At 51.7% G+C, this 23,189-nt stretch carries 14 protein-coding genes and 2 pseudogenes; 3 read left to right on the top strand and 13 right to left on the bottom strand.

The window, feature by feature from the left end:
- Positions 1 to 359: 359 nt before the first annotated feature.
- The 11 genes and pseudogenes from KP806_RS26725 to KP806_RS26680 form a co-directional block, all read right to left on the bottom strand.
- Positions 360 to 3,083, bottom strand: coding sequence for a hypothetical protein (locus KP806_RS26725; RefSeq protein ID WP_224726818.1), 2,724 nt, complete (start codon positions 3,081 to 3,083; stop codon positions 360 to 362).
- A gap of 48 nt (positions 3,084 to 3,131) precedes the next feature.
- Positions 3,132 to 4,559, bottom strand: a complete 1,428-nt coding sequence (locus KP806_RS26720; protein WP_224726799.1) for a glycoside hydrolase family 28 protein — start codon at positions 4,557 to 4,559, stop codon at positions 3,132 to 3,134.
- Positions 4,560 to 4,564: 5 nt separating this feature from the next.
- Positions 4,565 to 6,376 carry a sialidase family protein gene (locus KP806_RS26715; RefSeq protein ID WP_224726798.1) on the bottom strand — a complete coding sequence of 604 codons (1,812 nt, stop codon included), beginning with the start codon at positions 6,374 to 6,376 and terminating at the stop codon, positions 4,565 to 4,567.
- Between the two features lie 188 nt (positions 6,377 to 6,564).
- Entirely contained in the window at positions 6,565 to 8,895 is a 2,331-nt protein-coding gene (locus tag KP806_RS26710; protein WP_224726797.1) for a TIM barrel protein, read from the bottom strand.
- A gap of 139 nt (positions 8,896 to 9,034) precedes the next feature.
- Positions 9,035 to 11,338 (bottom strand): glycoside hydrolase family 2 TIM barrel-domain containing protein, encoded by a 2,304-nt coding sequence (locus KP806_RS26705; protein ID WP_224726796.1) that lies wholly within the window; start codon positions 11,336 to 11,338, stop codon positions 9,035 to 9,037.
- A 273-nt stretch (positions 11,339 to 11,611) separates the two neighbouring features.
- Complete coding sequence (locus tag KP806_RS26700) at positions 11,612 to 12,628, bottom strand: SGNH/GDSL hydrolase family protein (protein WP_224726795.1); 1,017 nt, start codon at positions 12,626 to 12,628, stop codon at positions 11,612 to 11,614.
- Positions 12,629 to 12,644: 16 nt separating this feature from the next.
- Positions 12,645 to 14,906, bottom strand: a complete 2,262-nt coding sequence (locus KP806_RS26695) for a rhamnogalacturonan lyase (protein ID WP_224726794.1) — start codon at positions 14,904 to 14,906, stop codon at positions 12,645 to 12,647.
- Positions 14,907 to 15,059: 153 nt separating this feature from the next.
- Positions 15,060 to 15,167, bottom strand: coding sequence for a hypothetical protein (locus tag KP806_RS28045; protein ID WP_397376436.1), 108 nt, complete (start codon positions 15,165 to 15,167; stop codon positions 15,060 to 15,062).
- A 256-nt stretch (positions 15,168 to 15,423) separates the two neighbouring features.
- Positions 15,424 to 15,594, bottom strand: a pseudogene (locus tag KP806_RS26690) (GMC oxidoreductase); the annotation flags it as partial.
- 4 nt (positions 15,595 to 15,598) lie between these two features.
- On the bottom strand, positions 15,599 to 15,940 hold the full coding sequence (locus KP806_RS26685) for a zinc ribbon domain-containing protein YjdM (RefSeq protein WP_224726793.1): 342 nt from the start codon (positions 15,938 to 15,940) through the stop codon (positions 15,599 to 15,601).
- A gap of 109 nt (positions 15,941 to 16,049) precedes the next feature.
- A complete protein-coding gene (locus tag KP806_RS26680; RefSeq protein WP_224726792.1) occupies positions 16,050 to 16,691 on the bottom strand; it encodes a hypothetical protein in 642 nt (213 codons plus the stop codon).
- A 187-nt stretch (positions 16,692 to 16,878) separates the two neighbouring features.
- Here KP806_RS26680 and KP806_RS26675 point away from each other — a divergent pair, with 187 nt between their 5' ends.
- On the top strand, positions 16,879 to 17,214 hold the full coding sequence (locus tag KP806_RS26675; protein WP_224726791.1) for an ArsR/SmtB family transcription factor: 336 nt from the start codon (positions 16,879 to 16,881) through the stop codon (positions 17,212 to 17,214).
- Between the two features lie 170 nt (positions 17,215 to 17,384).
- Positions 17,385 to 19,139, top strand: coding sequence for a SulP family inorganic anion transporter (locus tag KP806_RS26670; protein WP_224726790.1), 1,755 nt, complete (start codon positions 17,385 to 17,387; stop codon positions 19,137 to 19,139).
- A 235-nt stretch (positions 19,140 to 19,374) separates the two neighbouring features.
- Here KP806_RS26670 and KP806_RS26665 read toward each other — a convergent pair whose 3' ends face one another.
- Complete coding sequence (locus tag KP806_RS26665) at positions 19,375 to 21,837, bottom strand: glycosylhydrolase-like jelly roll fold domain-containing protein (RefSeq protein ID WP_224726789.1); 2,463 nt, start codon at positions 21,835 to 21,837, stop codon at positions 19,375 to 19,377.
- 144 nt (positions 21,838 to 21,981) lie between these two features.
- Here KP806_RS26665 and KP806_RS26660 point away from each other — a divergent pair, with 144 nt between their 5' ends.
- Entirely contained in the window at positions 21,982 to 22,857 is an 876-nt protein-coding gene (locus KP806_RS26660; RefSeq protein WP_224726788.1) for an AraC family transcriptional regulator, read from the top strand.
- Positions 22,858 to 22,962: 105 nt separating this feature from the next.
- On the opposite strand, the pseudogene KP806_RS28055 reads toward KP806_RS26660, so the two are convergent.
- Positions 22,963 to 23,076, bottom strand: a pseudogene (locus tag KP806_RS28055) (DUF3231 family protein); the annotation flags it as partial.
- Positions 23,077 to 23,189 lie beyond the last annotated feature (113 nt).

Below are 23,189 nucleotides of genomic sequence, written 5' to 3'. Positions count from 1 at the left end.
CCCTTTTTCTAAGTAACCGCAGATTTCGTTTCCCCACTGTAAGCGCTGTCTAAACTTGTCCAAGCGTAAACGGCTGATGCCGTCCTTTGGCGGAAAAAGCTCGTTTCGCGATGAAATATAAGTCCAGTATAAAGTGTAATTTATACTTCTTATATTTTTAAAAAATACCGCCTTTCCCCCTTTCGCTTGACGGCCGTATGTGATTTCGTGCTGCAGACAAGTCTAATTATAATTAGAATTTCACTGCCTTCCGTAGGGCGAAACCGCTTTCTTATAGGGGAATACAATGATACTTTTGAGAGAAAAGCCGGAACAGGAGCCCTATATCCCCCTATTTTCAATTGCTCCGATTTCGGGCTTCACTGAACCACTGCTTCTTCCGTTATTTCGTACAGCCAATCCAATAGCTTGCGCTCGTCGTTATGCATATCGTATTCGCGGTCGGACAAGCTCTGATTCCGCTCGATGACGCCCAAAATCAGAAACGCGCCTTTACCGAAGCTGATCGTATGCCTGCCCGCCTCATAAGGCACGGCATGAACATGGACGGACGGATAGATGAACAGCCTGACGCCTCTGCGGATGACCGGGCCGAGTCCGAACGTATAATTCACGGTATTGTCTCCGACCGGCTTCAACCATTGGTCGTCACTGGAATTAAAGCATCCGACCAGAATCAGGGAAGGCTCTTCCAGCTCCACTTCAAGCTGAATTTCCGCATGGGCGGCGCTCAGCTGACTGTAACGAACCCCCGTCAAGCCGTACAGCTCCTCCGCGCAGCATATAATCGGGATGTCGCCGTCGGTAAAGACGCGGGCGCCTTTCTCGATCCGGTACAGCTCCGCGTCCTCGTTCAGCAGCTTAAAGCCCGCTTCACGATAACGGCGGTAGGAAACGGACGGCGCCTGAACCAGAGAGGCCGGCGGTTTGCCCTTCCGCAATTCCCCGATCCGCTGCCGGAAAGCGGCAAGCTCCCGTTCGAACATGGGCAGGCAGTCCTTCCAATGCTGAAAAACATTCCCGTCGCGGAACGGAATTTTACGATGCGACGTCTGCATGGCAGTAGCGGACAAATACTGCTTCTCCGTCATATCCGTCAGCTTTCGGTACACAGCGACGCTTTTATCCAGCCACTCCGCCGCTTCCTCAAGCAGTCCCAGCATCTCGGTATATCTTCCGCCGATTGTATGTTTGTACATGTATACAAGCAGCGCCGACCTTACCTTGCACGTATACATGCTCGTCATCGCCTTGATCGCTTCAATATCTGCGGCGAGGCGCTCGAATTCGGCTTTATTTTTTTGCACGGTCATTCGGGCCTGCTTCACCGCCCTGGAAGCCTCCTCGGAGGACCGCTCCGCTTCCTCCACGGTGTCGAGAGGCGTCTCGCCCAGATGGGGCATTCCTGCCAGCTGCTTAACCACAAATTCCTCGAGCCGTTCCCCCTGCGGAGCATGCGATTCCCACAGCTCGTTATACGGGACATGCCGTTCCGGATTTGTCAGCTGGCTCATCGTCATGCCGAGGCTCATCGTCTGGCGGTTGCCTTGCGTAATGCCGAATCGGCGCAGCAACTTGGGCGCGCATGTTCCGATCGCTTCATAGGCATGCAATAGATGCTCGGCCGCCTCCCTGCTTCCGTATTTGTCCTCCAGACGGGATATCCAGTGAAGCTTCTCTGCGAGTACGTCCCGGTCCGGATTCCAGGCGTAACGGAGCCACGCTTCAAACCAGATCCAATCGCGGTCCGTCTGCTTGATCCGGACGTCCGACCGGTCCGGCGAATAAGGCCAGCTCCAGTAAGACAGCGGATAAAATTGCAGCGCCGACGCTTTTAAGCGATACCGGGCCGCCTGGGCGCAGCGTTGAATAAACGAAGGAGCTCCCCAGCGGAACGGCTCCAAATTGGTGAGCATGTGCACCGTGGCGATATGGTTGCCGTCACGCGCTCCCAGCCTTTGGTGCAGCGCCTGCGCTGCGCCCCTTGGCGTCCAGGTGGTGAGGGATTCCCCGTTGTACTTCATTTCGGTATGCAAGTTCGGATAAAGTGAATCGGCTTCCTGCAGCACCTTCTCGATGTCGATGGCATGCGAGCGCAGCACTACCGGCGGCGGCTCTGCAGCGCCCGACTCGCCAAAGCCTTCCTTAATGCCGGGCAAAATCGTCTCGCAAAGCCACTCCGCCCCGTACATCTGCCCCTTCAGCCTCTCGCCGAGACATACCATCAGCCCGACCGTCGGGAATTCGCGCACGAAAGCGGCCAGCAAACGGCGGAAATATCCGCTTGTCACCGGCAGGGGCTGAGTCTGCCTGTACGGCAAGCCGTGTTTTTCGGTAAAGCCAAGCGGGATATGAATGCTATAGAAGGCGAGGAAGCACCGGATGCCGCGTCTGTCCGCCTCTTCCGTCAGCCAGCGCAGCAAGCTTGCATTCGCCTCCAGCTGCTCCTTCGTCACCTCGCGGGCCTCAGGCTCATCAGGCAGATCGATCAGCGAGGCGAACGGATTCGCGTTCCACAGGTAAAGCGCATTTCCCCGGTGCTCGAGCAGCATATCGAGGTAGTCCAGCCACATCGCCTTGTCATACAACCAGGGGAAGCGGTCCGGCGTAAGCGGATACTCGAAGCGCTGCCGCCCCGGCTCCACCTGCTGCTTCTGCAAGCCGATGACGGGTCCGCGCCAGGCGAAACGGGGCGAGTCCCCGTACGACAGCTCGCGCGGCAGCCCGCCTTCCCCGCGAATCCGTTTCGCCAGCTCCTGGCAGCCGTACAGGGCGCCGCTATCGTCGCCGCCGGAGACCACGACGAGCCGGCCCGGACAGGAGCACAAATAAAAGCCTTCCGAGGCCGGCTCCTCCGTATGGTAAAGCAGCACATCGCGCTCTTCGAGCGCCGCCAGCAGCTCGGAGCCGGAGCGGCGGCCGACGTAAATTTTGCGGATACCCGTATCGCGGTACCGGTTCCATGCCCAGCCGCCCGCCTTCTCCTCCACCATATACCCGCAAGCTTCTAGCTCCTTCTTCAGCAGCCGGACGCCATGCAGCATACGGGGCGAAGCATCCAAATCGTATCCAATTGCAATCATCTCCAGCAAGCGGCTTCCTCCGTTCGTTAGGTGTATGAACCGGTTACGTTAATCGGTTACGTGAATCTCCTCGGCATTGTCCAACGTATACGGCTCGCCGTTCTCCGGCAGCACCTTCGTCTGCCGGAACGTAATATTCCGTGCATTCGTACAGGTCGCCCCGTGACGGGCGGTCAACAGCACCCTCTCGAACACGATATTCTGGACCGGCATTTCCGGAAGGCCCTTGATATGCAGCGCCGTTCCCGCTCCGATGCAAGTCGTATCGCTTATATGGAAATCGCGGAGCACCGGCGTTTCCTCCGTTACGAGCACCGGCTCGTCCGTATTGTTTTTGCCCGAATAATACGAGCTGAAAATAATCGCTTCCTTGGCGATATCCTTCATCAGGACGTTACGGATATAGATTCGCTCGACCGTTCCGCCGCGGCCTCTCGTGCTCTTGAAGCGCAAGCCGGCATCCGTCCCGATGAACACGCAATCCGATATGGCAATATTCCGGACGTCCCCCGACATCTCGCTGCCGATGACAAAGCCGCCGTGTCCGTGAAACACCTGGCAGTTCCGGATCGTGACGTATTCCGTCGGAACGCCCAGCGCCCGGCCGTCGGCGTCTTTGCCGGACTTGATGCAGATGGCGTCGTCGCCGACGTCGAATACGGAGTCGTAAATATTCGCATACCGGCAGGAGTCGAGATCAAGGCCGTCTCCGTTCTGCGAATGCCACTGATTCCGGATCGAGACGTTCCGGATCGTCACATGCTCGCACAGCCATGGATGCACATTCCAGGCCGGCGAATTGCGGAAGGTCGGGCCGTCCAGCAGCACTTTGCGGCAGCGGTCGAGCTGTACAAGCGTCGGCCGCAAATGGTCTCTGGCCGGCTCGAACGCGGACGGCTCCTGGACGTTTTGCGCTATCAGGCTCTTCACGAGCGCGGAGCCCTTCAGCGACTGCTCCGTCGGCCACCAGATTCCTCCTTGCTCGTAACCGCCGGAGTTAAGCAATTGCTTCCACTGCCCCTCCGTCATTTTCATTCGCTTCACCGGCCGCCAGGCCTCTCCCGAGCCGTCGAAAATACCCGTTCCCGTAATCGCGACATTTTCCAGATCAGCGCCGTAAATCGCAGGCATGCAGCGCACGGTGCGAAGACCTTCGTAGCTTGTGCGGATGAGCGGATAATCGTCGCGGTTCGCGCTAAACACGACGAGTGCCCCCGCTTCGGCGTGCAGCCTGATTCCGCTTTGCAGCCTGATCGGGCCGGTCAGCCATATGCCCGCCGGAATGACGACCGTTCCTCCGCCCTGTGAGGCGCAAAAATCGATTGCTGCCGCGAATGCCTCCGTATTCAGTGTTAGTCCGTCGCCAATCGCGCCGAAATTCGTAATGTTGAACGCTTTATCCTCAATTACCGGCAATTCCACCTCAGGCATGTCGAAAGGCAATGCTTCGGTGCCTGCCCATTTTGTCGTAGTCACTTGTCCTAGCCTCCTGTAATCGGTTTGATGTTCACTTCATTAATATAATAAGTAACGGGTTTCACCTGTTCGTCCGCATCCGGCAGATCCGGACCGACAAGCGGCGTCTCGGCATGCGGCTCCGTACGCAGCGGTCCGGTGCGCAGCACGAGTTTTTCGAGCGTGTAAGCCGGCATAGAGAACTGGTAAGCCTTCGGAGCAGGCTCGCCGTTCACCCGGACTTCAAACCGCTGCCTTTCCGTATCGAAGCGGACGGCCAGCTCGTACCATTTGTCAGCCTCATAGCGCTGCAGCTCTATCCATGTTCCGGCTTGCAGCACTTGAATCGCGCCGTCCGAATGGAAACGAAGCCGTATCGGCGCTGCGCTCTTGGCATCGCACAGCTCGATAAACAGCCGGCCTTCATCCGCCTGCTTCGCCAGCATACGGATTCGAAGCTCGCCTGCGGCGCATTCCTCGAACACGCGCTCCGCTTTCGCATAATCGTAAGGCTCCGAGTCGCGGAGCTCCAGGCTCCTGTCCTGCTCGGACGGAAACGCCGAGACCGAAACGCTTGCCCATAGCGGGCTGTACACATTCCAGTCCGGCACCCGGTCTTCCGGGCGCAGCCCGTCGAACGTATCGTTCACCTGACCGCTGACCCGGTAACGAACCGGTACGGGTATTTCGCTGACCCAAATATCCTCTTTGTTCGAGCTGTAGGTGACCCACATGCTGCCGTCCGGCGGCGCGCCGTCTCCCGCTTCGATGCCCCGGGTATAGCTCATGCCGTAATTTTTATGAAATCCGAAATAGCGCCTCGGCGGAACTTCCCCGTTCACAACAAGCATGTCGTCGAAAGTAAAACCGTCGTCGCCCGTTACGACCGCAAGCGGCCATCTATGGTTGCCGATCGGCGACGGGTTATAAAGAAGGGCGTACCGCGAATCCGAGGTGCGTTCCCCCCACACTTTGCCTCCCGCCATAATAAGGGAAGGAGAGCGCTGCTGCTTGGACCAGGTCTTTCCTTCGTCCTCCGTTACCGCATAAACCGAATGCTTCCAAAGCCCCGCGATTCGTCCGTCCGGCAGCCGGTAGGAATTGAAAGCGGTTCCGGCTTCCACCGCGTAGAAGCCGTCCCGGCTGCGGTCCTCTTCCCACCATTGAAGCGTGGCGATGCGGTCCGCCAGAAGCTCCCCGCAGGCCTCACGAAAGCCTTCGTCCCCGGACTCCGTATACATCGGATATTTCACATTGCTTTCGTTCCAGCCCGAATGCCGGTTCAGCCGGATAAAATAGACCGGCCCGAAGCTGCCGTCTTCCCCGATTTCCCGGACGACGCGGCCGATGCCTTTTCCGTTGTTCGGACTTACGCTCGGCAGCGGGCAAAAGCCGTAAAACCCGAGCGCCAGCAGGCGTCCGTTCGAAGCTGCGTAAAAGCCCATCCTTTGATGCATGACGCTGTACGTCCCCTCCGGCAGGCACTCGCCGTCCGGATAATGATGTTCATGGTCCAGCACGTATGGAGGAAACAAAACAACGGGCGCAGACCAATGCCAGCCGTCCTTGGACGTCGTAAGCAGCGTCTGGCCCGGCGGTACGTGCTCGTGAACGGGGCAGCTCAAATATTCCAGATAAAAGCTTCCTTTCCAATACGCCAGCATTGGCGCATGGTTATAGGTCCATCCGCTTCCATCCGACAGCTCCGGATGCGTACGGTTCGCCCTGAACGCTTGCCTGCTCCGGACGCCGACCGCGGGACGCAGCTGTCCATGATGGTAATCCAGATTGGCGGTCACTCCGCCGGCATATCGAATTTGATTCTCCGTTTGTCCCATTCGCACCCTCCATCCTAGTTTATTTAACAATACTTTACACGGTTTCCGGGCTCCGTTTATAGGTCGATTGCACTTTGTTTATAGGGGGATAGAAAATAGAAAAAACCTTGATCGTCAAGGACAGTCCCCCTTTGATGATCAAGGCTTTCGAATTTTACTCCAAAGTATGAGGTTTTCCCCCTGGCCGCTCATGCTCTCATAATATGATCGGCTGTACGTATCGCCAAAGCAACTGTTGTAAGAGTCGGATTGACCCCGCCTGTAAAAGGAAGGACGCTGTTGGAAGCGACATAAAGTCCGGCAACGCCATGAATTTGACCAGACGGATCTGTGGCCGAGATGCCCGGGTCGGTTCCCATCCGGCAGGTTCCGCTATCGTGATTTTCTCCTCCGGCCGGTCTTATGAAAAACTCCGATTGCTCGTCATTCTTTAATAACGTAATCTGCATGGCCTCTGCAGCCTGCTCTACAAATTCAGCCATCCGCCTGATGATCTCGAAGTCCTTTTCGCTGTAAGAGAAATGAACCTGCAGCTCGGGCACCCCAAATTCATCCGTTCTCGCCGGATCAAGGGTAACCCGGTTTTCATAGCGCGATTCGACCGTACCCGAAGGAAGGAGACGAAAGCGAACCTCCTCCGAAAACGGAACGTCCCTATACTGGTAAAAACTTAGGGTGTCCGTCTGCAATTGAAAAGGACGATGCCCGGACCGGGGCAGCAGCAGATCAAGCATACCCATATTCTCAGGAAACTCTGATCTTGCAGCGGCACCGGCGGCGTCCAGCCTGGAATTGTTGACCAGAAACCTGCCGATCGCCTCCCCTTGAATGCCGGAATAAAGCAAAAGCCGCGGCGTTTCCATGGCGCCTGTCGATAAGACGACCGTCCTGGCTTTCAGCTCATACGTTTTCTTATCTTGTGAAGACACGACTTGTACGCCGGTAACGCTGCGATTCCGGGTAAGCACCTTGGTCGCATGCGCTTGAACCGCCAAATCGACGGGCCTCCAATTCATCGCCATCGCCAGGAAAATAATCGAGCTAAAAAAAACGTTCGAATGAATTTGCCCATTCAGCGTCGGCTGCAGATCGACAGCCCGGGGACAGGTCATTGCATGGATCAGTCCACTATTTTGCAAGCGGTCAAGCATGATGGATTGCAGCGCGGAATCGCCGGTCAAAAACGGAGTGACGCTCATCACCCTTTCGGCAATGTTGTAATACTTGTTCATCTCCTCTGGAGACACCGGATAATGGGAAAGAGCGGACGAGTCCATACGGGGACATGCCGTTCCCCAATGCAGCGTTCTCCCTCCTAACACGGTTGAGACCAGAAAATCTACCGGAACAGGGATGCCTCCGTTTGGTACGGCGGATTGAAATCGCCTGGCATATTTCGGAGAATTCCAAGCCCCGCCCACCTCGTCGACACTGGAGGTTGGAATGTTAGCTATGTGGGTAGGCACAAAAAGATTGCCGGCTTCGATCATACCAATCCGCTTTCCGTTGTTTCTCCACTGCTCGCATAATCTCCATAAGGCTGCTCCCCCTCCGGCTCCGCTGCCGACAATCAGCACGTCGTAATCCGTTTGCGACATTTTCTCAAGCGAGGTAAGCGGGATCCAATTCTCCTCCGTGCTGTACGTTTGCTCCGGCCTGAAAGGGAAAGGCACAATGGCTGCACCGGCAGCTGCCTGGGGCGTGATCCCTTCCTCATCCAGCAGCTTTTTTACTGCGTTCGCAGCAACTTGAAACAATTCCGGCTGACCGAGTCCCTCATATTCTCCTGTCGGCTGCAGATGCGGCTCAATGGAAATAAAACCGGAATAGTTTTTCTTCTTGAGCACTCGCAGCAGTTCGCGTACTTGTCCGTCTCCTTCTCCCGCCGGGACATTTTTGCCGGTATTGACTAAGGCGTCCTTGATCTGCACCCAGCCGATATAGGGCTCGACCAGCGGATAAGCATCCGTCATCGGCAGCACCTGGGACTGAACAAAGTTGGCCGGATCAAAGGCTAAACGCAGATGGGGGGATGGAATCGACTCGAAAATATCCCGTATTCGCTCGCCATTGTCTCCATAGATCGCTTTCTCGTTCTCGTGCATTAGGACGATCCCTTCCCGTTCGGCGATCCGGACCATCGTATCAAGACGGCGGAGCACTTCATCCCGGTAATTCCAAGGATCTTCTCCGGCAGGCGTATAGAAAGAAAAGATCCGTATATTAGGTGTACCGAACCGCTTCGCAAGCTCGATCGCCCTATCAAGCCTTTGGAGCTCCGGAGTAAAATCCTCCGTAATGTCGCTTTTGCCGATCGGCGTACTAATGCTATAAACGTGAAAGCCGCGTTCGTCCAGGCGCTGCTTGATATCGGCGATTTCCTCATCCGTGAGGTCAAGAATTTGTTTTCCCCCCACGCTGCGCAAATCGATATAACGGATCTGTTCCGCGTCCAAAACGTCCATTTGAACGTCCAAGTCCGGAGAAATTTCATCCGCAAAGGCCGATAATTCGATCATGGGGGTAGGCCCCTTTCGCGCACAGTTTTTATATCATACGATTCGATTTCACGATTATTACGCAAATGACCGTTTTCCCGGCTGATTGCCGGAAAAACGGTCACTTGGATGGTTGAAGTTAAAGCTTCATCGGCACCTGTTAACTAACATGAATAACAAGCTCGGCAGGATCCATGCCGTCGGAGAACGCCGTCAATACGACACGCCCTTTTTCGCCCGTTAATCTAAGGACCGTACTGACAAATCCCCGGTACATATGCATCCAATGTTCGTCATATGACTCGTTTGAACAGAGATCGCCGTTGTCGACGCCTACGATTTCCGCCGGTCCGCTCACCTTGAAGGTAACTTTTGAGCTTTCACGAAATACGGGTATTCCTTCCGCGTCCTTTGCCCGGACGGTGAATAACTTGTGATAACCTTCAACCGCATCCAGTTGAAGCGCTTCAGCATCAAAGCCAAGCTTCACTGCCGGCCCTGCCGTTTGCAAAATATATTGGCATACCTCTTGTCCGCCTATAAAACCTCTTACCGTTATCGTTCCCGGTAAATATGGCAAATAGCCGGTTATCATCCGGTTTGGATAAGAGGACGGTTTATTGACATAAAACCGTTTGCCGTTCAATTCGACGGTTACTTCTTCACAATTCGTTGCAACCATATAGGGAATAACCGTCTTGTTGAACTGTGGAAAGTTCCAATGGCCCGCATATCTTGGAGTGTCCCAATGCTGCTTGGCCCCTTCATCCTGCAAAGAATAGTCCATAACCGACAAGTATACCATCGGTTTCTCCGACCAATAGCTTTCATATAGGTAAGAAAGCGGCTTGCGCTCGCTGTTCGTCCAGAACAGGGAGCCCGCCCACCCTTTGGCGGGATACCCCATCGATTCGCCCAAATAATCAATGCCTGTCCAAAGCATGCCGCCTATGACATAATCATGTTTTTCCACATCCAGCCAAGGGACTTCCTCGCTAAAATTTTGCATCTGATCGGGATGCCCTCTAAAAAATTGGTACGTCTCCGATCCTAAAATTAATTTATCGGGAATGGCCTCGTGTATGGCAGGATACCATTGCTCTTGATAATTGCAGCCGATCACATCGACGTGTTCGGCAATCCTCCGGATCCGCTCAACTCTCTCGTCCAAATCGTAGATCTCCGTATCGCTTACTTCATCTACAAACTGCTGTATATCCTTCACCTTGGAAAGATCCGCGTTACTCTCATATTTAAAGTGCGGATTCATCGCATAAGAAACCGGTCTGGTATCATCGAGGGTAAGCAAATGATCTTTAAGCATTTTCAAGATGTCCAGCATGGACTGCTGTCCTTGATTTTCCACTTCGTTTCCGACACCCCATATAAAGATACACGGATGGTTTCGATCCCTCTTTACCATACATTCCAGGTCGCGCTGCCATTCCGTCTCAAAATACCGTCTGTACGAACCGCCGGTCCATTTGTCAAACGGTTCTTCATATACGAGCAGTCCCAGTTCATCACAGATGTCCAAAAATTCCGAAGCTGGAATGTGGTGAGCGGTACGAATCGCATTACATCCCATTTCTTTGAATTTGACCAGCCGGTCTCTCCAGATTTCCGGCGTGACGGCAATGCCGAGACAGCCCGCTTCCTGGTGAACGCATAGTCCCTTTATCTTTGTCACCTTGCCATTCAAGTACATCCCTTTGCCGGCGATCATTTCGATGTCTCTGAAACCAATCCGCAATTTATAGGTATCCGTTATTTCATTTCCCTCAAGAAGCGATAACTCCAAATCGTATAAATTCGGATGTTCCGGACTCCACAGCTTCACATTCGGGATTTCCACACGGATCGTTCCGTTGTCGGATTCGCCTGTGAGACGTAAACTTTCATTGGAAACAGATGCTTTTACTAGGGATGAGACTCCTGTCGTGATGGTAACGAGGCCCTTATCCCCGTTAATTGTTGTTTTCGCATAAATATCTTCCGGTTTCAGATGATGTTTATTTAACTCAAGCAGCTTAACGGTTCTGTAGATGCCCGCCCCCGAATACCATCTGTCTGCCGGGAAAGCGGTATTATCCACCTTAACCAGGATAACATTGTCCCCTTTGTGGATGAGATCCGTAATATCCAGCGTAAATCTCGAATATCCGTATTTGCGTCCGCCTGCTTCTTTTCCGTTGACCCATACCGTACTGTTTTCATAAACGCCGTCAAATTGCATCTGGTAAACATAACCTTCTTTTATTTCTTGAAGTGCAAGGTTTCTTCTGTACCATCCGATTCCCCATCTGTCCCTGAAGCCTTGTGCTTCCCCCTGGCTCATTTTTCTGTTTATTGGGGCATGGATCGCCCAGTCATGAGGCAGATGAACAGGCTGAAAGTTTTGATCCTCAGGCTCTCTTAATGTAAATTGCCAGCCATCCATCAGTTTCGTTTCGATTCGGCTCATGGTTGCACCCTCGCTTTAACTTTAATATATTTATATTATAAATTTATAAAATAACCCTAACAATCTAATGATTTTAAGAATAACATTAAAATATTAAGATAATCGAATAAGCGGAAGGCGCTTGGGCGAAGGGAATAAGGGCGGGGAATGCAAATTAAGGAAAATAGCATATATGGCCTCGAGGAAGCATCAGCGTTGAAAAAGACAAAAAGCCTTACCCTGTTTTTAAAACAGGTGTAAGGCTTCTTCAGCTATGATGGCGGATTAATTAAGTTATGACATTTGGCTGCGAATAAAATCATCCCAGCGCCGGGCTATCGCTTCCTGGCCTGCAGCCGATGGATGGATAAGATCGGCCGTCAGCTCTTCAACGGACGCCAACAGCTCCGTGCCTGCAATATAATGAAGGCGAGTTTGCCCTGCACATTCAACCGCGTTTTTCACAATTGCCCGATATTCCGAAATAAGCGGATCGTTCTCCAGATCATACTTGCACAAGTACAAATCGGTCACAAACAAGCTGCGATCTCCCAAATCCCGTGCCAATATGTCGACAAAACGGTCCACTCTGTCCTTGAACTTGGCGGCAGACCATTGACCGATGACGTTGATCCCCATTTCAATCGTAGCGATCTGCCAATCCTTCCGTTCGGCAATGTATTCCGCCATCGAGGGCTCCATTTGCGCGCTCCCGGCAAAGCCAAGGTTAATCAAATCCATATTCAGCATATTGGCCAGCCGCATGGCGTATGTGCCGCTGGGACGAACGGCATCGCCGCCATGCGTAATCGACGACCCGTACGCCAAATAACGCCGGGCAGGTGCTTGGGCAGGCAATGGAGGCGAGGTTTGACCCTGCTTGTCCACAAAATAAGTTTTCGAATCGTAAGGCAGCAGCACCCGGACAAGCTTCCGGTCGAACAATCCGTCGTCACTGTTTTGCAGCAAGCTGGACGCCTCTACATCTTTCCTGCGGATCGTAATGACCGTCGTATCCTTGCCGATCATTTGTGGCGTAATGCCATACGGCGCCTGGAAGGAGCCGAAGTAAACTTCCCCAATCCCAAACGGAGAAGAGGTTTCCACGTCACGGCGCAGAAATAGCTGCACTTCCTCGTCCTCCATATTGAAACGGATTTCGCAGCCGCATGTATTGATGGAGCGATGGACGGCTGCTCCCTGATTCAGCGTCTCGCTCACCCGGGACGGTATTCGGCGTAAAGCCAAGCCCCCTCCCGGCGCATCGGCCAGTTCTTCAACGTTATAAAACTCCATATCATGACTAATCACAAGCGATCCTCCTTGGTTAGTTCTGAAAATGACGCCTAGGCAGATGAAGATTCGGGACCGGAACCTTCGCCCAGTCGATGTCGGAAGCAAAATAGAAGCTAGGGTAACAGGGCTGATTGTATACGACGTTCTGCCACGCGACGCCGGTTCTGTACTGGGCATCATGCATTAACGTATACATTTTGCGATCCGTTACTTCGGTGCTTAAGTAGATCCGGATCGCCGAGCTGTCCGCCGTGCGGACCAGCAGCTCTTCTCTCCAATCTCCGAATACATCCGCGACAAGACACGGATTTCCCTTGGTTCCGTTGTTGGAAGCCGTTCCTTCTGCCGTAAGCAGCCTTCCCCGTTTCCAATCGTCGATCGCAACAGGCTGATCGAAGCTGCCGCTCACGATCTGGGTTGTCATGTCGGCCGACCACCTGATGTTCATGTTCGTACCCGGAACCTGCTTGGCAATCTGTTCCCCTTTGCACGTCATCAAGCCGAAGGTTTCGTCGCTTTCATAACCCTCGCTGCACCATGCTTGAAGACCCCGGAGATTCGGATCAACCTGACCGATCATCCCGCGCCCCACGTCATCGTCAGCGAAGCCGCCGAACAATACCTCGCCGGTCGCCGCATCTCGCAGCGTATATCCGTAAGGCCCCCAGGCGCCGCTTTCATGCACCATAAAAATCTCCAATCCCTGCCGGTCCGGATCGATGTTCGCAACATGAAGGGCATCGCCGTGTCCGAGCTTGACGATTTTGCCGGGCGCCTTGCTTTCGGGAGACATAACCCCCCGGGAGCTGTACAGAATCGTTCCGTCATGGTCGATCGTCGCAGCCCCATAAATAATTTCATGACAGCCGTCGCCGTCCACGTCGGCAATGCTTAAGGAATGCGCCCCTTGCTTGGCCAGGCTGCCGAATTTCTCGTTCCGGCCGTCTTCCAGGCGAAGCGTATCCTGAAAAGGATTATTCATCGTAATCCAGCCGCTGTCTGCGAACCAATTCTCCTTCAAGTGCGTGCCGTCCCATGAATAGGATACGACGGCAGCCCGGGTGTAATAGCCGCGGGCGAAAATCGCATACGGCTTTTTGCCGTCCAGATAGGCCACGCCGGCAAGGAAACGGTCCACACGGTTGCCCGGCTCAATGCGGTTCCACGAATAATCCCCCCACATCAGACCGTCATCATGCCGGCCCGGCTTATAAGGGATCGTCTCCAATTCTTCACCGGTTTGCCCGCGAAACACGGTTAAATATTCTGGCCCCTCGAGAATGAAGCCCTCGAAGGTCCGCAAGCTGTTGCGCCCGCTCCGGCCCGGAGCGTAAACATCGATGAAGTGATCCGCCAGCCTCTCCGCATCCTCCTTCGACAACGGATATGGATAGAGATTAGCGATCCCGAAGCATTCTTCCAGCGTGGAAGGCCAGCGTCCGGCCACGACCTCTTCATGTGTGTGCCAGCGCATGAACATCCGCACGACATGCTCATAGTAGTCCGCACTGCTCATTCGATAGTCGTCCTCATGGCTGCAGCCGGCAGCTAAATCCTCAGCAGGCATCGTGATATAGGCTTCGGAGGATGGTTTCCCCTCGCCATCGTACCGGATGACCTTCGTGCCGGGAGCCGTCTTGAAGATCAGCTCGGCTTTCCCGTCGCCGTCAAAATCATAGACCAGAAACTGTGTATAATGAGCGCCTGCCCGAATGTTCACGCCAAGGTCAATCCGGTAGAGAAGCGTTCCGTCCAGCTTATAGCAGTCGATATATACGGGACCGGTATAGCCGGAATGCGAGACGTCCTTTGAGTTGGACGGGTCCCATTTGACGATGTATTCATACTCGCCGTCCCCGTCTACGTCTCCGACGCTCATGTCATTGGCCGAGTAGGTATAGGCTTGGCCGGCCGGCGTGATGCCGTCGGCCGGTTTTTTCAAGGGCAATTCATAGTACGGACTCACCCAAGGGGTGACATCGGCGCTTCGGTCGACTTCCCGTCCGTCCACGACTGCGCAAACATGATATCGCGATTCAAGAGTTCCGCTGCGATCCAAATAGTTTGTGCTGTCGTTAACGGCTGCGATACAGACGCCATCACGATACAGGTTAAAATCGGTGCCGGTCAGACCGCTGGCGCTATGGCCGGTCACTTCATTCCCGAGCAATCTCCAGCTGAGAAAAATTCCTTCAGACGTAGCTGCCGCAACCAATCCCCGATCCAGGTATTCAAGCTGCACCGCGGAATTCTCGATTTCGTTATTCTTCTGCTGTTCATCGACTGTTTTCATAAATGACTACCCGCCTTATTGAGATTTCATAGCTAATTCTCGGAGTGTATCCTTTAAATGTAACAGCAGATGATGAAAAGGACATAGCCGATATTGATGAAAAGATTGCAAATCTTGATGTATTTCAGAGACAACTCCCGTGTTGAAGCGTTTTCAGGATAAAAACCGGTTGAAGCTTTGAGTATTGGCATAGCCGACCTCCGAGGCGATCTGGGTAATGCTGAGATTGGATTCCAATAAAATTTGTTTTGCCTTCCGGATTCGCAGCAGGTTAGAGATGGTAGGTCTACGGCTGGTATGAAGGGAAAGTCGACGGCTTTAAGGATATGCTGCGGCAGTTCCATGAACGAGCCGAAGCCATGGGAGCCGGCAATACGCCGGTGCTGATGACGGAATTCGGGGGCGCGGGCATTTATGGGGATGTCGGCTGGGAGCCGCGTTTGTTCAGCGAGGACTATCAAGCACATTGCTGACCGATACGCATACGAAATGCAACAAAAAACTGCAGGCCGGCCGGTTAAGACCGGCTAGCCTGCAGTTCCCTTTTTCTTGCTTTCTCAATGATATAATCTGCCGTTCGCAGCGCTAGCGACATAACGGTATTGGTCGGGTTCCCTCCGCCAGAAGTCACGAATGTGCTAGCATCGCAGATGAATAAATTATCGATAACATGCGTCTGTCCATAGGATTGCCTACCCTTTTTTTACAAATTCGGACTTCAGTTTCATCGCTCCAAAACCGTCGATCTTGCATTCAATGTCATGATCCCCATCGACAATGCGAATATTCTTTACTTTTGTACCTAATTTTAAAACAGATGTACTTCCTTTAACTTTTAGATCTTTGATTATGGTCACGGAATCGCCGTCGCTTAATACATTCCCATTAGAATCTTTGATAATCTTATTTTCTTCACTGTTCTCAGTTTCCGATTCTTTCAACCACTCGTGACTGCATACCGGGCAAATAAATAATCCTCTGTCTTCGTAAGTATACTCCGAGTTACATAGAGGACAATTTGGAAAATCCGCCATCGTTCATTCTCTCCTATCTATTCGATCTGTGCAATAACTTTCAAGGGTTCGGTAGGCATACATCCTATCACAGCCTTTGCGCTATGACAAACCTAACTGCTAGTAATCGTTACGTGTGAGAGTTCTTCAGTTGATGATGGTATTCACGCAGTTCGTTTTGGAAACGATGAAACGGGCTAGATAACACTTTAATATTTCTTTCGATTTTAATCCGCCTTTTGGGATCATTCTTGCACTGATCCAATCGATCGATGTTTTTATCTATTTTCTCCCGGAGCGTTATAATGAACCCTATCGCAATATGTCTTGATTCTAGCTCCTGCAGGTCAGCCGCCAGGGCTTCACTTAGATTCCGAAAACTTTTCATTTGTAAAGGCTTCTCCACGAAAAAATACTCCGGCGTGAAATCTTCGCGATAATCTTGGCCAGGAACTTGACTCCAAAAATGATCCCATTCCTTCAGGAGCCCTGTTGCATATAGCAGGTATTTTAGAAATCCGCACAACCATGCCGTACAACTTGTATTACGCTCTTTACATCCAATTCCATCCGCAAGATGGCGGCAACCATTACAACAGGAACCCCCATTCATAATACAGACCTTGCAAATCAAATCGGAACCGGCCTCAATCAAAGCATCGACGCCAATCTTGATAACCGTTTGTCTACTCATATTCGTCATTTTGCAGGTTGATTCGTAAAAGGACTGCGAATTGGGTTGTGATTGGTCATTTGAATGAAAGCTTGGCATTCGTCGTCCACCTTTTAACTAAAAATCAAATATTCAAAAATTTGAATATAAGAATCATTATAATGCAGATCCATCCAAATAACAATCAATTGATTCCTGAGCTTTTTTCCTTTATCCACAAAGGATGATTTGAAATATGCTATTATAATCATATATTCAAAAGTTCGAGTGTTAAGGAGCATGTGCTATGAATCAGAATCAAAATATTCAACAGTTTAAGGCAGACTTTTTTAAAGCGCTAGCTCATCCAATGAGAATTCGAATACTTGAAGTTCTAAGCGAAGGCGATAGAAACGTTAACGAATTACAGAACATCTTAGGTTCAGAAGGTTCTGCCGTTTCTCAGCAACTGTCCGTACTGCGAAATAAAAATGTAGTGAGTGGCATAAAAGATGGAACATCAGTGATTTATTCATTGAGAGATCCGCTGATTAAAGAGTTGCTGGCTGTTGCGAAGCAGATTTTTGACAATCATCTCGTCGATGCTATTTCGCTGCTTGAGGTTATTCGGAAGGAACAATAATCAATAAAACAAGGGCATTCATGAGCAATTTCAAGGAGCACCTTGTTTTTTTTCTTTTTTCTTGCATTTTCGGGGAAAGAATTCGGATTTTTACGTTTGACTTTTGCAGGCTCTCAGGAGTACATTTTATATATTCAAATAATCAAATATATAGGAATAGAGGTACTTAGATGAAATGGACGGGAAGATATAATGAATATCATGCAGCCTCCTTTCGTAAGGATCTCATTTCAGGGCTACTAGTTGGAATTATCGCCATCCCATTAGGGATGGCGTTTGCTATTGCCTCCGGGGTCAAGCCTGAGTACGGCATTTATACAACCATCATTGCCGGGATTTTAATATCGTTGTTCGGAGGCTCCAAATTTCAAATTGGCGGCCCGACCGGTGCCTTTATCCCCATTCTTTTCGCAATCGTCCTACAATATGGGTACGAAAATTTATTAATCGCCGGATTTTTAGCAGGAATCATTCTAGTTTTCATGGGAGTATTCAAGCTTGGCGCATTGATTAAATTTATCCCTCGTCCCGTAACGATCGGGTTTACGGCAGGAATTGCCGTCATCATCTTCAGCGGTCAAATCGCTAATTTTTTAGGACTTCATGATATGAAAAAACACGAAAATTTTCTTCCTAATATGAACGAAATTGTGACGCATATAGCATCCATTAATATCTACAGCGTTTTTACGGCTGCCATTTGTTTAGCGACAGCTCTACTTTCGCCGAGATTTTTGTCCAAGATTCCCGGTTCGTTAGTGGGGCTTGTGGCATCAAGTGTTATAGCAGCCTTGTTCTTCAAAGGACATGTAGCAACGATTGGTTCTTCATTCGGGGAAATTTCGAGCACGCTTCCCCATTTTCATTTCCCTGACATAACCGTGGATCGTTTGTATACCTTGATTCAACCTGCCCTGATTATTGCCATATTAGGGGGGATAGAATCCTTGTTATCGGCTGTTGTGGCCGATGGAATGACCGGTACTCGCCATAACAGTAATCGTGAGCTAATTGGCCAAGGCATTGCGAACATAGTAACACCTCTCTTTGGAGGAATTCCGGCGACTGGAGCAATCGCACGAACAGCAACCAACATTAAAAACGGGGCTGCATCTCCATTTTCCGGTATTATTCATGGAATTGTCGTTTTGCTTGTACTCCTTTTGTTTGCTCCTTACGCTTCTCTTATTCCACTTGCAAGTATGGCTCCCATTCTCATGTTGGTTGCGTGGAATATGAGTGAGCGGAAAGAATTCGCTCATATCCTGAAAACGAAAACAAGCGATTCTTTTGTGCTTCTGATCACCTTTTTACTAACGATACTTACGAACTTAACAACGGCTGTTGAAGCCGGCTTAATCTTATCCGTACTTCTGTTTGTAAAGCGAATGAGTGAATTATTGACGGTATCCAAAGTTTTACCCGATTCTACCGACAAACACGAAAAAGTGAAAGCATACATGGTGAACGAAAGTCATGATTGTCCGCAAATCAGCATTTTCACACTTGAAGGACCGCTGTTCTTCGGCACCGCCAATAAATTAGAAAAGTTTATTATGGACATGATTTATCTAAGGCCAAAAATTTTACTATTGCGTATGTCGAAGGTACCCTACACAGATACGACCGGCGAGTCCAAGCTAGCCCGATTGGTGTATGATTTCGAGAAATTGGGCGGGAGCGTCCTTATTTCGGGAGTTCAACAACAGTCTTTGAAAGTATTTAAGAAAACAGGATTGTATTCACTTGTCGGAGAGGATCACTTTTTTGAGCATACAGGTGAGGCAATTGATTACGCATTAACCCTGCTGGACCTCAACAAATGTGTTGGTTGTAAACATTTCGCATTCCGTGAATGTGAAGCAGTGTCGAAAGAGAACCTACTAATTAGAAGGTTCCACGAACCTCATAAATCCGGAAAATGAGCGGGTTTGTCATGTACTCTCCCCACTTCTCCGTTCCGTTATGTTGGAAGGTCATGATTGTCGTATCCGAATCACTCGACCAACTACCTCCCCCTTCATCGCATCCTTCCAATTTGATCCAGGTTTCTTCCTGCGTTCGAACACGTTGCATTCTTATATCGGCGAGCGTATGCCAGACTGGAATGTAATAGAAGGGGCAGTACCCGGCAGCCGGATACTTGCCCCTTCCGTATTATTATCCGTAAATTCTTACTGGACCAATCAGTCCTGAAGGCAATGATTTGCCATCGTATACGTTAGCCAAACTATTCGTCACGGATACGCGCAATACGTTTGTGCCCGGCTGCAAGTGCCTGCCGATTTCGAACACGTATGGCTTCCAGAATTGAATGCCCGCTTCCTTGCCGTTCACCTGCAAGCCGGCGACTTCATGCACGTCGCCTAACTCCAGCATCCAAGCGGAAGCCTCGGCCGGATCTTCCAGTTGGAACTCCTTCTCGTACACAACCGTTCCGGAGAAGTTTGTCAGCTCCTCCCATTCCGTCCATGACGACAGCTCTGCTAATTTTCCCTTCCATGGACCCTCGATCACGCGCCAGCCTTGCGATAAATCCAAAATCGCCTTCGCTTCCAGCGGATGCCCCCCACCTTCATGAGAACGGCCTGGATCAACGGCAACGATTAAGCTTTCTCTACGCTCTACAGCAATGGCTATGGTCAAACCATCCTCCGACTGTTCGGCTGCGGCGGCATCGCACTCTCCCGTCCAAGGACGCCAGTATTCCGTCAAGCCGGTATCGCTCATCCGCAGCTTCCCATGGTAAGCGGTCTCGCCTTCATTCACAATGACGTAGAACAGACGGCCCTCCTTCTGAATACGGCTAATCCGAATCGCCGCGGCAGCAGGCTCTATCGCATAATCCGTCCCGGAAGTGCCGGCGAGCAGCTCCGGTATCCGTGACTCCTCATTCACCTGTAATTGCCCGATGTCCGGGGAGCTTTCGCCATCTGCGATTAGCTCGATAAGGCGGCCGCCCTGCTCAGCGAACTTCTTAAGGCTCTGCCAACTGGACTGCGACAGTCGCCGTCCGTTCTCGATCAGAACCGCCTGGTAACGATATCCCGCGATATGAATCGTACCGCCGATCATCTCGCATCTGCCTGCTAGCAGACTTTCCTCCAAATAATTGAATTCGATCTGGGACTGGTACAGGGGCTTGACGATCTGCCACGGCAGGAAAGCTTCGCCCGCAAGCACGGCGACCTTCGCGCTGTTCAAGGAGTCTGTCATCAGCCAGGACATTCGTTTGATATAGCGGGAGAACCTGGCGTATTCCGGCCACCAAATATTGTTCGGGCCCACATCCGGCGGTCTCTCGTCTCTGCGCTCGCCTCGAATGGAATAATAGAAGGCATGAGGGCTAATAAGATTAACGCCCCTAATGAACAACCAGTCCAAATACCATTTTATGTTGTCGGCGCTAAGCGTCCACCCGCCTTCGATGCCGCACACGCCGAAGCATTCGTTCAAATTCCGGCGCTTGCCGCGGTGACGCGCGGCGTCGGACGAGCATTTGCCCATCGTACTGTGAACGCCTGTCAGCGACTTGTCGTCTTCAGGCGCGATATATCGCCATACGACATCTTGTCCGGGAATTTGAAAGTGCTCCAACAGTCCAATATCGTCGCTCCTCGCCGGATGGCCGGTCAGCCCGATGCCGTGCGCCTCACACCAATCGGCCAGGGGCTTGTAGTAAGTTCGGATCAAGCGGCTTCGAATCGCCGCATCAAAACGCGACCGGATGGAATCGGTCTCCTCCCCCGCATCCAACCAGAGCGCCGGCAAATCCCGTTCGCCGCCGCCGCATGCCTCATATTCGTTCAGGAACGCCCGCGTCCATGGCTTAAGACCACGCACATGCCCCCGGCCGAGCAGATCCGGCTCGTCGGTGAACATGGCGAATACCGTTCCGCCGAAATAACGGCTTAGCTTCTCGTAGTAGCGTTCGTGTGTGATCGAGATAAAGGCTTTTGTTGCCTCCGGATTAAGCAAATCCGCGGCCTTCGGAGCATCGGGTTCTCCGTCATCCTGTCCGGGATGAACCCCCCTTACCGTCCCTTGCGACGGCGTATCCACAAATACAAGTACCGACCAATCGCCCTGCACCGGAGGGGTGAAATCGACAAATCCGTCTACGCAGGCAAGGAGGATGGTACTGCCTGCATCAATGCGGCGTTCCGTTTGCTTGCGAACGGCTTGTACGGATACGAGCGACTCTCCCGGACTCAGTGAAACAGGAATTCGCACGGGAGCATTCCCTTCCCCTAACGGATGCTCCCTGAGCTGCAGGCCGCGGCTGGCGTAGCCGGCATTTTGCTTAACGACCATGCCGCAGGCGGAGCCGGAAGGGTACATCCCCTCATCGTAAAGAATGACTTTCATGCCCAGCTTCTCGGCTTCGGCTACCGCCGCTTCTACCATCTCCATGAAGGAGTCCGACAAATAAGGCATCTCCCGGGGCAATCCCATCCGGGGGTGAAGAACGAATCCATTCACTTCCTTCGAGTGGAAATCATGGATTTGCCGGATGATCTCTTCCTTCGATAACTCATCATTCCAAAACCAAAACGGAATCGGCGAAAATTCGGCAGGCGGGTCAGTAAAATGTTGTTTTAAGCTTTCAAACGTCTGCACCATATTGCTATCTCACTCCTTGCCAAATGATTGGTTAAAGTCCAATATATCAGAGCGCGCCACGGCCTGTAATTGCAACTTTCTCGGCTAACCGTGCAGTTTTCCCGGATTTTCTTTATAATGTAGGCAATAAGGAGGCGAATGAAATTGTGTGCGCTAATCGTAGGCCAGTTTGACAAGCTTCGGCCATCTGTTAATTACGCGGGCACAACCGCCGCAGCACCGGGTTACGGCTGGGGACCTCGTATTATCCCAGATTACCATCTCGTCTATCTCCTTTCGGGAACGGCCGAATTGCGGCTTGGCCTGCAATCCTTCGAGCTCCGCCCGGGAGATCTCGGCCTATATGGGGGCGGTACGCCAATGATGCTGAGCAGCCCTTCGGACACCCCCTTTGTCTATTACAGCATTCATTTTGATTGGGAACGCGAGTCCGCCTGCCCCGTTCACCCGTCCCCCCGTATGGTATATTGCGATAGGGAACAGTTGAACCGGGAGCCGGTAACCCTTGCCATTAAGATGCACGACGGCGACAGCTTCACCCTTCCCTTTACAACAAGAGCGCCGCATCTGGAAGATATCATTAGCCGGATAGCGGAAGAATATCGGCTGCAGTCGTTCGGATACGAAATCGCGCTCCGGGGTAAAATGAGCCTTCTTCTTGCAGAACTGCTTCGCCATCTGAGAGAAGAGAAGGAGCCCGGCAGCAAACGTAAAATCATGCCGGCACTGCAATTGCTGGAGCAGCATCAGGACCGTGCCTGGTCCGTTCCTGAATTAGCCCATGCCTGCGGTTATCAAACCGCTTATTTCACCGAGTTATTCAAAAAGGCAGTAGGATCAACGCCGAAGTCTTACATGATGGAGCAGCGTATTCGCCATGCCAAACGGCTTTTGCTTGCCGGCGAGCCGATCGATGTCATTGCCAGCAGGCTTGGCTATGGAGGCCCGCATTATTTTCACAGGAGTTTTAAGGAAGAGACGGGCATGACGCCTTCCGAGTTCCGGATGTACAACCGGTAATGGATTCGCCTGCTTTCCGCTCCATTCGGAATTACGCAAAAAAGAGACGAGGCTCTCCCTCGTCTCTGTTCTCTTTTATGACTATCGATGCAAAATTCTTAAAAAATAAGCCTGATAACAGGATATTGCCCCTTTCGCGCCCCACGAAGCCATCCAAACGTTGTAAACTTCCCCGTAATGCATAGGTTCGTCTTTCGGATTACCACTTAGAATTCCCATTTTTATTTTCTCCTTAAATTTCGCGTAAGGTTCGTTCTCTCCGCTATTTCTTCCTTGTTTTCTCCACAGCCCCCTAATTAAACTGGAGTCTTCCCCTACAATAAATTAGACTA

This window comes from Paenibacillus vietnamensis (genome assembly GCF_020169515.1).
GTDB classification, from domain to species: Bacteria; Bacillota; Bacilli; order Paenibacillales; family Paenibacillaceae; genus Pristimantibacillus; species Pristimantibacillus vietnamensis.
Note: the sequence above shows the minus strand (reverse complement) of the source record. Positions and strands in the feature narration are given on the sequence as shown.